We start from the raw sequence: 13,723 nt of genomic DNA on the forward strand, positions 1-13,723 counted from the left end.
GTGAACGCCCATGAATCAGCACCACATCGCAGCAACCTCGTCGGCCAGCAGCGAACTGTCGCTGCTCGACGTACTGGTGCGCCAGACGCCGGTCCCGGTCACGGGTTCGGTGCAGCGGCTGAGCATGGCGATCGACGCCGATGTACTGCACAGCCTCGATGCACGGGCAGCGCGCCTGGGCGCCGCACCCGCGCTGCTGCGGCGCGCTGCACTGGCCTTGCTGGAGTCGCGCTTCACGGGACAGGCGGAAATCGTGCTGGGCACGGCGCAAGGCAATATCTTCCACAAGGTGCCCAGTGAGGGCACGGTGGATGCGTGGCTGCTCACGCATGCCACGCCCGCAGCGGCTGAGGACGCCGCGGCCAGCGCCATTGGCGCATGGAGCGACGACGCTCCCGCACACACGTCGTTGCCGCTGCGCTGGAGTCTGTCGCCCGGCGGCGACCATATCGAACTGGACTACGACACAGCCGTATTCGACGAGTCGATGCTGCTCACGCTTGCTCACGCGCTGTCGCAACTGCTGCATGCGCTGGCCCACGAGGATGCGCTCCAATCCATTCACGCGCTCGACCAGGAAACCTTCGAGCGCGTGATTGCCGGCTGGAACGACACGGCCATGCCGCGCCGGATGCAAGACACCGTGCACGGGCTGTTTGCCGATGTCGCCCTTGCCCATCCGAACTCGATCGCACTGGATGGTCCGCCAGGCGCGCTGAGCTATGCGCAATTGCACGCGTCCAGCCATCGCGTTGCGGCCGGCCTCATCCATGCGGGTGTCACACCGGGAGCCGCGGTCGGCCTGCTGCTGGACCGTTCACCGGCCGCGATCGTGGCGATCCTCGGCATCCTCAAGGCTGGCGCCGCCTATCTGCCGCTCGACCGCACCTATCCTGCGGAGCGCCTGACGTTTGTGTTGCAGGACGCGCAAGCCGCGGCCGTCATCGTCGCCGATGGCATCGACGTGCCCGACGGCATGGCCGCGACCGTGCTGGATATCGCGGCCCTGATGCAATCCGGCGACGATGTGGCCTTGCCCGCCATCGACGGCAATGCGCTCGCCTATGTGATGTACACCTCCGGCTCGACCGGCACGCCCAAGGGTGTGGAGATCCGTCATCGCTCGATCATCCGCCTGGTGCGCGACGTACGCTATGTGGACTTCGGTGAAAGTCCCCGCGTGCTGCATGCGGCGCCGTTGGGCTTCGATGCCGCCACGTTCGAGATCTGGGGTGCGCTGCTCCATGCCGGCACGTGCATCGTGCATGGCGAACGCGTGCCCAGCGGTGCGGGTCTGGCCGCCACCATCCGCCATCACGAGGCGCGCATCGCCTGGCTCACTGCCGCACTGTTCAACGCCATCATCGATGAGGATGGCAGCCACCTGCACGGCCTGGAACAGTTGCTCACCGGTGGCGAAGCACTCTCCGTCGCCCATATGCGCAAGGCGCAGTCGCTGTTGCCGGGCACCACGCTGATCAACGGCTACGGCCCCACCGAATGCACTACGTTTGCCACCACGTTCCGGCTTCCCAATCCGCTGGATGCCTCGCTGCGCGCCATTCCCATCGGCCGCCCCATCGCCGACACCACCTTGTACGTGGTCAATGCACGTGGCGAGCCGGTACCGCCGGGCGTGATCGGCGAGCTCTACATCGGTGGCGAAGGAGTTGCACGCGGCTATATGGCGCGCGAGGAACTGACCGCGGCGCGCTTTGTTGCCGATCCGTTCGCGGGTGGCGACCACCGCCTGTATCGCACGGGCGATCTGGTGCGCTGGCTGCCCGAAGGCGTCATCGATTTCATCGGGCGCATCGACGGCCAAGTGAAGATCCGCGGCTACCGCATCGAGATCGGCGAGATCGAAGCCGCGCTGCAGAACCTGCCCGGCGTGCGCGCCAGCGCCGTGCTCGCGCGCGAGGACCAGCCGGGCCAGAAGCGGCTCGTCGCGTATTTCGTGGCCGAGGATGCCGCCGTGACCGCGCGTGCGCTGCGGGCGCAGCTTGCGCAAACGCTGCCCGACTACATGGTGCCCGTGGCCTATGTGCGCATGGACAGCCTGCCGGTCACTACCAATGGCAAGCTCGATCGCCGCGCCTTGCCCGCGCCCGGACGTGGCCGTCCTGAGCTCGCCGACCGTTACACGCCGCCGCTGGGTGAGCGGGAGCAGCAGCTTTGCGCGCTGTTTTCCGAGGTGCTGGAGATCGACCAGGTCGGCCGGCTGGACCATTTCTTCGACCTCGGCGGCAATTCGTTGCTGGCCGTTCGCCTGATGGAACGCGTGCACGCCACTGTTTCCAAGGCGCCGACCATCCCTGCCTTCTTCGCCGATCCCACGCCCGTCGCATTGGCATCGCTGATCGATGGGCGCGCGAACAAGTCGGCGCTCGCTTCGCGCCTGTCACGCGGCCGCCAGGGCGATGCCGGTGAACCGGTGGCCATCATCGCGGCAGCGGGTCGGTTTCCCGGTGCAGCCGATGTGGAAGCGTTCTGGGCCAATCTTTGTGCGGGGCGCGAATCGATCACGCACTTCAGCCGCGAGGAACTGGACGCATCCATTCCTGCCGAGATGCGCAACGACCCGGCCTACGTCGCGGCGCGCGGCATCATCGATGGCGTCGAGGACTTTGACGCCGCCTTCTTCGGCATCTCCCCGCGCGAAGCCGAATTGATGGACCCGCAGCAGCGCATCTTCCTGGAGCTGTGCTGGGAGTGCCTGGAGCGCGGCGGCTACACGCCCGATCGCCACGACGCGCCGGTGGGCGTGTTTGGCGGCATGTATCACGCCACATACTTCCAGCATCACCTGACGCATCGCCCGGACCTGATCGAGAAGCTGGGCGCATTCCTGGTATCGCTGGCCAACGAGAAGGATTTCTTCGCCACCCGCGTGGCGCACAAGCTCAACCTCACTGGTCCGGCGGTCAATGTAAGCACCGCTTGCTCGACCTCGCTGGTCGCGATCTGCCAGGCGGTAGCGGCCCTGCGCGCCGGACAGTGCGAGATGGCGATTGCCGGCGGCGTGTCGGTCACCTGCCCGCCTCGCAGCGGCTATGTCGCCCAGGAAGGCTCGATGCTGTCGCCGGATGGGCACACGCGCACCTTCGACGCCGACGCGCAGGGTACGGTGTTCAGCGATGGCGCCGCCGTGGTGTTGCTCAAGCGCTGGTCGGACGCACAGCGCGATGGCGACCAGGTACTCGCGCTGATCCGCGGCATGGGCATCAATAACGATGGCGGCGGCAAGGCGAGCTTTACCGCGCCCAGCAGCGAAGGTCAGGCAGCCGTGATCGCCATGGCGCTGGCCGATGCCGACGTCGATGCGCGCAGCATTTCCTATGTCGAGGCCCACGGTACCGCGACGCCGCTCGGCGATCCGATCGAGATCGAAGGCCTTACCACGGCGTATCGCCAGCACACCGACGACTGCGGCTACTGCGCCATTGGTTCGGTCAAGAGCAATATCGGCCACACCGTGATTGCCGCCGGCGCCACCGGCGTGATCAAGACCGCGCTATCGCTGCGCGACCGCGTGCTGCCTCCGTCGCTGCATGTGCAGGCGACCAATCCGAAGATCGACTTTGCCAACTCGCCCTTTGTCGTCAACGATGCGCTGCGCGCGTGGCCGACCGGCGAGCAGCCCCTGCGCGCCGGCGTCAGTTCGTTTGGCGTGGGCGGCACCAATGCCCATGTGATCCTGGAGCAGGCGCCGGCGATGACGCCATCGGATGCGGCCGAGGGTCCGCAGCTGTTGTTCCTTTCCGGTCGCACGCAAGCTGCCGTCACTGCCGCTTCCGCCAAGTTGGCCGGACATCTGGCCGCGAACCCGGATATCAACCTCGGCGACGTCAGCAGCACCTTGCTGCACGGTCGCAAGGCATTTGCCCACCGCGCTTGTGTGGTTGCCAGCAACGCCGAAGAGGCTGCCGCACGTCTGCGCGAGCTGTCCGCATCCAACGTACGTGAATCAGCCAAGCCCGCGCCGGAAGTCGTGTTCCTGTTTCCGGGCCAGGGCTCGCAGTACGCCGGCATGGGCAAAGCGCTGTACGAGAGCGAACCCACTTTCCGTGCCGCCATCGATGATTGTGCGGAAGCGCTGCGCGGCGAACTCGGCTTTGATCTGCGTGAGCGGATGTTCGATAGCGATGCGGCCGCCCTGCGTGAAACCTCGCTGACGCAACCGGCTACCTTCGCGATCGAATACGCGCTGGCCAAGCTTTGGCTGTCGATGGATATCGTGCCGGCGGCGATGATCGGCCATAGCGTAGGCGAGTTTGTCGCCGCCGTGATCGCCGGCGTGATGAGCCTGGCCGATGGCGCACGCCTGATCGCTCGCCGCGGCCGCCTGATGCAGGCCATGCCGTCGGGCGCGATGCTGTCGGTGCGCCTCGGTGCCGATGCGCTGCGCACCCGTCTGCCTGATGCACTGCAACTGGCGGCAGAAAACAGTCCCAACGCCAGCGTCGTCAGCGGCGATGCCGCGCAAGTCGACGCGTTCCGCCTGCAGCTGGAAGCCGACGGCGTGGCCTGCCGCGTGCTGCAAACCTCGCATGCCTTCCACTCCGCCATGATGGATCCGGTGCTCGAACCATTCCGCACTGAAGTGGAGCGCATCGCCTTAGCCGCACCTTCGATCACCATCATTTCGACCTTGACTGGCGAGCCGCTCAGCGCCGCCGAGGCCATGTCGCCGGATTATTGGACCAGCCATCTGCGCGGCACCGTGCGCTTCTCGCCTGCACTGCTGAGTCAGCTGGGCGACCAGCCGCGTGTCTTCATCGAAGCGGGCCCGCGCAACGCATTGAGCACGCTCGCACGCCAGCACGCACCGAGCCGCAAGCATCAGATCGTATCCAGCCTCGCCGACAGCGAATCGGTGGAGCGCGCGGCCTGGGTGGCCGCCATGGGCGAGCTGTGGTGCGCCGGCCTGCCTGTGGCGGTGTGCTCCCTGGATCGCCGCGCGAATCGTCGCCGCGTGCTGCTGCCGACCTATCCGTTCGAACGCAAACGCTACTGGGTCGAGGCCGCAGCTGCGGCTGCCGTCGCCCCGCCCGCTATCCCCGACAACGTCGTTTCGTTGTTTGCCCCTACGCCTGCACCCGTTGTGGAGCTCACCATGGATGTCAACGTTTCCGGCGCCAACGCCGGCTCGGCCCGTCACACCCGCCTGCTCGGACAGCTCACCGAGCTGTTCGAGGATGTCTCCGGCAGCGAGCTGGAAGGCGTCGATCCCAGTGCGGGTTTCGTGGAACTGGGCCTGGACTCGCTCTCGCTGACCCAGGTCGCGCTGCAACTGCAGAAGACCTTCGCGTTGAAGATCACCTTCCGCGAATTGATGGAGTCGTTTTCCTCCTTCGAGCGCCTCGCCATGCATATCGACCAGATGCTGCCGCCGGATGCCTCCGCTCCGGCCACACCCGCCCTTCCCGCTGCAGCCGGCGCGACCGTGGCTCCCGCCGCCATCGTCGCGCCGGTCATGCAGGTTGCCGCCACCGGCAATATCGTGCAGGACCTGATCCAGCAACAGATGCAGATCATGCAGCAGCAACTGGCGCTGCTCGCCGGTGCAAGCATCGCAGCTGTGCCGGCGGCTGCCGCACCCGTGCACGCCGTTGCTGCGGCGCCCGTGCAGAGCGCTCCCGTGGCAGCCACGGCGCAGGCCGCGCAGGCCCAGGCGCCGGCGCAGGACGAGGAGGCCGCGCTCGCCCACACCACCTACGATGTGAAGAAGGCCTTCGGCGCGATTGCGCGCATCCACTCCAATCAAACGGATTTGAGCGACCGCCAGCGCGCCCGCCTCGAAGCCTTCATGCGCCGCTATATCGATCGTACGCGCGCCTCGAAGGAATACACCCAGCGTCACCGCGATCACCTGGCCGATCCGCGCGTGGTGAACGGCTTCCGTCCGCTGCTCAAGGAAATGATCTACCAGATCGTGGTGAACCGCTCGAAGGGTTCCAAGGTGTGGGACCTGGACGGCAACGAATACATCGATGCACTCAACGGCTTCGGCATGAACCTGTTCGGCTGGCAGCCGGATTTCGTGCTCGATGCCGTGCGTCGCCAGCTCGATGCTGGCTACGAGATCGGCCCGCAGCATCCACTGGCCGGCGAAGTGGCCGAGCAGGTATGCGAGCTGACCGGATTCGATCGCGCCGCGCTGTGCAATACCGGCTCGGAAGCCGTGATGGGCACGATCCGCATCGCCCGCACCGTGACCGGTCGCGACACGCTGGTGATCTTCACCGGCTCGTACCACGGCATCTTCGATGAAGTGATCGTGCGCGGCAGCAAGAAGCTGCGCTCCGTGCCGGCCGCGCCGGGCATCCTGCGCAATACCTCCGAAAACGTGCTGGTGCTGGAATACGGCACGCCGGAAACCTTGCAGATCATCCGCGAGCGCGCGTCGAGCATCGCCGCCGTACTGGTGGAGCCGGTGCAGAGCCGTCGTCCTGATTTCCAGCCGCGCGACTTCCTCAAGGAGCTGCGTGCGATCACTGCCGATGCCGGCGCCTTGCTGATCTTCGACGAAGTGGTCACCGGCTTCCGCTCGCATCCGCGCGGCGCGCAGCACGTGCTGGGCATCGATGCGGACCTGGCCTCTTACGGCAAGGTGGTCGGCGGCGGCTTCCCGATCGGCGTGATCGCCGGCAAGCGTCGCTACTTGGATGCGCTGGACGGCGGCGGCTGGCAGTACGGCGATGCCTCCATTCCCACCGTGGGCGTCACCTATTTCGCCGGCACCTTCGTGCGCCATCCGTTGGCGCTGGCGGCCGCGCATGCCGTGCTCAACCATCTCAAGCAGAACGGCGCCGCCCTGCAGGAGCGCCTCAACGCGCGCACCAGCCTGCTGATGGACGAGCTCAATGCGTTCTGCGCCAGCGTCGGTGCGCCGCTGCAACTGGTGCACTTCGCCTCGGTGTGGAAGACCAACTTCACCGAAGACCATCCGCTGCAGGACCTGCTGTTCGCCATGATCCGCAGTCGCGGCATCCACATGCTGGACAACTTCCCCTGCTTCTTTACCACCGCTCACACCGAACACGATTTCCAGGCCATCGCCAAGGCGTACAAGGAATCGGTGCTGGAAATGCAGGAAGCGGAATTCCTGCCGCGCAACAAGCGCGTGGAAGCGCTGGCCATCGACGCCAACCGCCCACCGGTGGTCGGCGCGCGGCTGGGCAAGGATCAGGACGGCAACCCCGCGTGGTTCGTGCCCAATCCCGACGTGCCGGGCAAGTTCATGAGGGTCAATGCATGAACCCGAACGAGCCTGCCCAACTGCCCGATGCCGACGCGATCGCGGTTGACTACGATCCGTTTGCGGGTGCCACGCTGGCGCGAGTTGCGCCGGCTACCGCGCCGCAGCGCGAGGTGTGGCTTGCTTCCACGCTGGAGCCGGAAGCTTCGCTGGCCTATAACGAGTCGGTGTCCTTGCGGTTGCACGGCGATCTCAACGTCGAGGCGTTGCAGACTGCCTTGCAGCAATTGGTGGAACGCCATGAGGCACTGCGCGCCGCCTTTGCCAATGACGGCAGCGAACTATGCATCGCCACGCAACAGGATCTACCCTGCCCGCTGCGCGAACTGTCGTGGCTGGGGCCGGACGAACAGCAGGCCGAGATCGATGCCACACTGATCCGCGTGGTCAGCGAACCGTTCGACCTGGACAACGGCCCGCTGGTACGCGCCGAGCTGCTGGAACTCTCCTCGCAGGAACACCTGCTGGTGTTCACTGCGCACCACATCGTCTGCGATGGCTGGTCGTTCGGCGTGATCGTGCGCGATCTTGCCGCGCTGTATGCGCAGCAAGTGGGCATGGGACAGGAGCTGGGGCCAGCTGATCCGTTTACCGACTATGCGTTGGCCGAAGCCGAACACACGCAGAGCGCGGAAGGCAAAGCTGCCGAGGCGTACTGGATCTCCCGCTTCGCCAACGCAACGCCCTCACTGGACTTGCCGACCGATCATCCGCGTCCGCGCCAGCGCAGTTTCCATTCGCTGCGCGAAGACCTGCTGTTGGACGCCTCGCTGGTGGCCGACGTCAAGCGCATGGGTGCACAACGTGGCGCCAGTCTGTACGCCACATTGCTCGCGGCGTTCGGTCTGTTGCTGCAGCGCCTCAGTGGGCAGGACGACGTAGTCATCGGCATTCCTTCCGCCGGCCAGGCGGCCGGTGGTCAGCATCAGCTGGTGGGCCACTGCGTGAACGTGCTGCCGTTGCGCGTGATGATGGATACCTCCGCACCGTTCGCCGATAGCCTCAAGCAGGTGCGCGGCGATCTGCTCGACGCGTTTGACCATCAGCAATACACGCTAGGCAGCCTGCTCGCACGACTGGCTCTGCCGCGCGATCCGGGCCGGCTGCCGCTGGCCAGCGTGTTGTTCAATCTGGATCAGGCGCTCGACGAGCGCACCGTGAGCTTCCCGGGGCTGTCGTTCGAATTTGCGGGCAATCCGCGCGTCTTCGAGAACTTCGAGCTCTTCGTCAATGCCGTGCAGCTGCCCGCCGGCATACGCCTGGAATGCCAGTACAACCGGGATCTTTTCGAACCGGCCACGATCCAGTCGTGGCTGGATGCCTATGCCACGCTGCTGCGCCAGGCCATCGGCACACCCGACGCCGCCGGCAATGCATTGGGCCTGGTGTCGCCGTCGGCTCAAGCCGCGCTGATGGCGTTGCAACCGATGCGCTCGGCCTATCCCGCCGAGCAGCTCGCGCACGAATACTTCGAGAAGCAGGTGGATCGTGCCCCGGCACGCGTTGCCATCCCCGGCGACACCTCACTGAGCTATGCGCAGCTGGACGCTCGAGCCAACCGCATTGCGCGCGTCCTGCGCGAGCGCGGCGTGGGCCAGGGCCAGCTGGTCGGCCTGTCGGTGGCGCGCAGCAGCGACATGATCGCTGCACTGCTGGGCGTGCTGAAATCGGGCGCGGGTTATGTACCGCTGGACCCGGGCTTCCCTGCCGAACGCCTCGCCTTCATGGCTCAGGACGCCGCGTTGGCTGCCCTGGTCGTCGACGACGAAGCTTCCGCCATCTTCGACTTCCCAGCGGCCAACGTGCTGTCGCTGCAACGCGACGCCGCGCTTATCGATGCCATGAGCGCCGAGCGCCTGGTGCGCGACGAGCGCTCGGCCACGAGCGAATCCGTCGCCTATGTGATCTACACCTCCGGTTCCACCGGCAAGCCCAAGGGCGTGCGCGTACCTCATCGCGCCACCGCCAATTTCATCAGCAGCATGCAGCGCGAGCCGGGCATCCATGAGAACGACCGGCTGGTTGCGGTCACCACGCTGTCCTTCGATATCGCCTTCCTCGAACTGATGCTCCCGCTCAGCGTGGGCGCAGCGGTGGTTCTGGCTGGACACGACGATGTGCGCGACGGCTCCGCGTTGCGCCAGCTGGTGGAACGCAGCGGCGCCACCATGATGCAGGCCACGCCCGCGGGCTGGCGCGTGCTGCTGGAATCGGGCTGGGAAGGCCACGCCGGCTTCAAGGCGATCGCAGGCGGCGAACCGCTGCCGCTGGATCTGGCCGAAGCCCTGCTGGCCCGTTGCGGCGAGCTGTGGAACGCCTATGGCCCCACCGAAACGACGGTGTGGTCCACGTTGTGGCGCGCGCAACATCCGCGTTCGGGCATCACCATCGGCCGTCCGATCGCCAACACCACGGTGCACGTGCTCGACGAAACGGGCGCGCCCTGCCCGCTGGGCATGCCCGGTGAAATCTATATCGGCGGCGACGGCGTCACTTTGGGCTATCTCAACCGTCCCGAGCTCAACAGCGAACGCTTCATCCCCGATCCCTTCACCGGCGACGCACAGGCGAACATGTATCGCACCGGCGACCGTGGCCGCTGGCTGGCCAAGGGCGAGCTGGAACACTTGGGACGCCTCGACTTCCAGGTGAAAATCCGCGGCTACCGCATCGAACTGGGCGAAATCGAAACCGCACTCACTGATTTGCCTGAAGTCGCACGCGCGGTGGTGATGGCGCGCGAGGATCGCCCCGGCGATGTGCGCCTGGTGGCCTATGTGGTGCCTGCAGAAGGCGTGGATCTTGAGACGGTGGATCTATGCCCTCCCCTGCGCCAGCGCCTGCCCGACTACATGATCCCGCAGCACTTCGTGGCGATGAGCGCGATACCGCTGCTGCCCAATGGCAAGATCGATCGCAAATCATTGCCCGCGCCCACGCAACCCGTCGCCGAAGCGCGCCGGGACCGTCGTGCGCCACAAACCGAAACTGAGCGTCGCGTCGCCTGCGCCATGGAAGCGGTGCTTGCGCTGCCCGAGCTGGATGTGCGCGACAATTTCTTTGCGCTGGGCGGCCATTCGCTGCTCGCGGCTCAATTGACCGCGAGGCTCAATCGCGAGTTTGGCATCGCGCTCTCTTTCCGCACGCTCTTCGATGCGCCGACCATCGAGGGCCTGGCCGACACCATCGATAGCCATCGCGCGCCTGCCAGCGCTGCGGCTGCCGTGGATATCCCGCGCCTTGCCGATCGTCAGGTCGCGCCGCTGTCGTCCATGCAGCAGCGCCTGTGGTATCTCGAACAACTGCATCCCGGGCGCGTGGTCTACAACACACCTTCGGCGCATCGTCTGCGCGGGCCGATGAACGTGGATGCCTTCCGCCAGGCGCTGCGCGACGTGGTGCAGCGCCAGCCGGCGCTGCGCACCTCCATTGAAGCCGGCGAGAACGGTGGCGTCCAGCGTATTCACGCCGGGCTGCTGCCGGAGCTGCCGCTGGAGGATCTGACCCACCTGCCCGCCGATGCGCGTCTGGACGCCATTCGCCAGGCGCTGGAGCAGGACATCGCCGTACCCTTCGATCTCACCCGGCCGCCACTGTATCGCGCGCGCTTGTTCCGTATCGATGAACACGACCACGTGTTCTATTTCATGGCCCACCACATCGTGTGGGACGGCTGGTCGTTCGATCTGCTGTACGAAGATCTCTCGCGCGCCTATGTGTCCCGCTGTGCTGGCGAGAGCCAAGGCCTGCCTGCGCTGACAGTCGAGTACAGCGATTTCGCCGCCTGGCACCGCGACTGGATGCGCAGCGACAACGTGCAACAGCAACTCGCGCACTGGCTGAAGACGCTGGACGGCGCACTGGAACCACTGGAACTTCCCGCCGACCGCCCGCGCCCGGCGCGCATGTCCGGCGCCGGCGCCACCGAATGGGTGCGCATTCCTGCCGAACGCGCGGCCGCCGTACACACGCTTGCCCAACGCGAGGAAGCCACGCCCTTCATGGTGCTGCTGGCCACCTACTACGTGCTGCTCCATCGCCTTGGCGGACAGCGCGACCTGATCGTCGGCACGCCGGTCCGCGGCCGTGATCGGGTAGAGACTGAAGGCATCATGGGACTGTTCGTCAACGCGCTGCCGCTGCGGGTGAAAGTGGATCCCCAAGCGCCGTTCCGCGACGTGCTGCGCCAGGTGCGCCAGGTGGTGCTGGATGCCTTTGCGCATCCGGATGTGCCATTCGAGCAGCTGGTGTTCTCGCTGGGTCTGGCACGCGACGAGAGCCGCCCGCCGATCTCGCAGGCGATGTTCTCTTTCCAGGACGCGCGCCGTCGCATCGTGTCGTGGGGCGAGCTGGCCCATGAGCACCTGCCGGTGTTCCAGCGCGGCGCCGCCGACGATATCGGCCTGTGGTTCCTCGAGCAGGAACACGGCCTGCTCGGCGGCATCACCTATAACAGCGATATTTTCGATGCGCGCACGGCAGCACGTTTCCGCGACTGCTACGAGACGCTGCTGGCTTCCGCGCTGGCCGATCCGGCGCGCACCGTGGCACGCCTCGACCTGCTGCCATCGCATGAAAGCGCCTTGCTGGCCGAGTGGAATCAAACCCGGCTGGACGTTCCCGATGTCGCGCTGCACAGCTTGTTTGAGCAGCAATGCGATCTGGCCCCGGAGCGCAACGCCATCCGTTGCGACGGTGAGTTGCTCAGCTACCGTCAGCTCGATCAACGCGCCAACCGCATCGCGCACGCCCTGCGCGCGCGCGGCGCGCGCCACGGCGCCCTGGTGGGCGTGTCGCTCACCCGTGGCATCGACATGCTCGCCACCGTGCTTGCCGTGCTCAAGACCGGTGCAGGCTATGTGCCGCTGGACCCGGAGTTCCCGGCCGACCGCCTCTCGTACATGGCGCAGGATGCGAATCTCAGCGTGCTAGTGACCGAAACGGCGATGACCAGCCGCATCGACAGCGAAGGCACCTCTCGCCTGCTGCTCGACGAGGCGGCCGACGAACTCGATGCGCTGCCCACCACACGCCTGCCCGCCGATCCCGCGCACAATGGCCGCTCTGTCGCCTATGTGATCTACACCTCCGGCTCCACCGGACGTCCCAAGGGCGTGGCGATTGCGCACCACGCGGTGGTGAATTTCCTGGCTGGGATGACGCAACGCCCGGGCCTGTGCGCGGACGACCGTTTGCTCGCCGTGACCACGCTGTCGTTCGATATCGCCGTGCTGGAACTGTTTGGTCCACTGAGCGTGGGCGCCGAAATCCTGCTGGCCACACGCGAGGAAGCCACCGACGGCGACGCGCTCGAACAGCTGCTGCGCACCCACGCCGCCACCATGATGCAGGCCACCCCGGTGACCTGGCGCCTGTTGCTGCAAACGCCCTGGCAGCCGCCGCATGGCTTCCATGCGCTGTGCGGCGGCGAGCCGCTCTCGGCCGATCTGGCCGAGTCCTTGCTCGCGCGCGGCTGCGAACTGTGGAACATGTACGGCCCCACCGAAACCACGGTGTGGTCCACCTGCTGGCGCGTGGAACATCCCGAGCGCGGCATTTCGATTGGCACACCGATTGCCAACACCACCATTCATATCCTGGACGAGCATGGCCAGCATTGCCCGATCGGCGTGCCGGGCGAGCTGTGCATCGGTGGCGATGGCGTTGCGCTGGGTTACCTGCATCGCGATGAGTTGACCGCCGAACGTTTCCCGGCCGATCCCTACGCCCCCGGCGCCCGCTTTTATCGCACGGGCGACCGCGCACGCTGGCTCGCCAATGGCACGCTGGAACATCTGGGCCGCATCGACTTCCAGGTGAAACTGCGCGGCTACCGCATCGAGCCCGGCGAAATCGAAGCCGTGGCTCGCACCGAGCCGGGCGTACTTGACTGCGTGGTGGTCGTGCGCGACATCGCGCCGAACGATGAGCGCCTCGTGCTCTATGCCGTGTGCAACGAGGACGAGGAGCAGCTGTGGCCCAAGTTGCGAGCCCAACTGGCTGCACGCCTGCCCAGCTACATGCAGCCGCAGCACCTGGTGCGCCTGTCGGCACTGCCACGCACACCCAATGGCAAAACCGATCGCAAGGCACTGCCGCCGCCACTGCTGCACAGCGCCTCGCCAGTGGACGCCGAGCCCGGTGTCAGTGCCAGCGACGATCCGCGCGAGCGCTACCTCGGCGAGCTTTGGTGCCGCCTGGTCGGCGCCGACGACGTGCGTGCCAGCGACAACTTCTTCGATATCGGCGGCCACTCGCTGCTGGCCATCGAAATGGTTACGCAGGTGCGCAAGGAAACCGGCGTGAAACTCAATCTACTGGACGTGGCCACCAGTCCGCTTGCCACGTTGGCGGCTGCGTTGCCTGAAGGCGATCTCACGGAACCGGGCAAGGCGGCGTCGCTGGGCGGACGCCTGCGGCAATTGTTCGGGCGGCGGTGACAGCAGCATATCGGTGACAGGG

Annotated in this window: 2 protein-coding genes; both read left to right on the top strand. The window is 66.4% G+C overall.

Going from position 1 to position 13,723, the window contains the following annotated elements:
• Window positions 1-10: 10 nt before the first annotated feature.
• Window positions 11-7,261, top strand: a complete 7,251-nt coding sequence (locus AC1DKY_RS11660; protein ID WP_441603193.1) for a hybrid non-ribosomal peptide synthetase/type I polyketide synthase — start codon at window positions 11-13, stop codon at window positions 7,259-7,261.
• Window positions 7,258-13,701, top strand: a complete 6,444-nt coding sequence (locus tag AC1DKY_RS11665) for an amino acid adenylation domain-containing protein (RefSeq protein ID WP_441603192.1) — start codon at window positions 7,258-7,260, stop codon at window positions 13,699-13,701. The genes AC1DKY_RS11660 and AC1DKY_RS11665 overlap by 4 nt, the downstream gene beginning before the upstream one ends.
• Window positions 13,702-13,723: the final 22 nt, after the last annotated feature.

This window comes from Dyella sp. 01N448 (assembly GCF_056399225.1).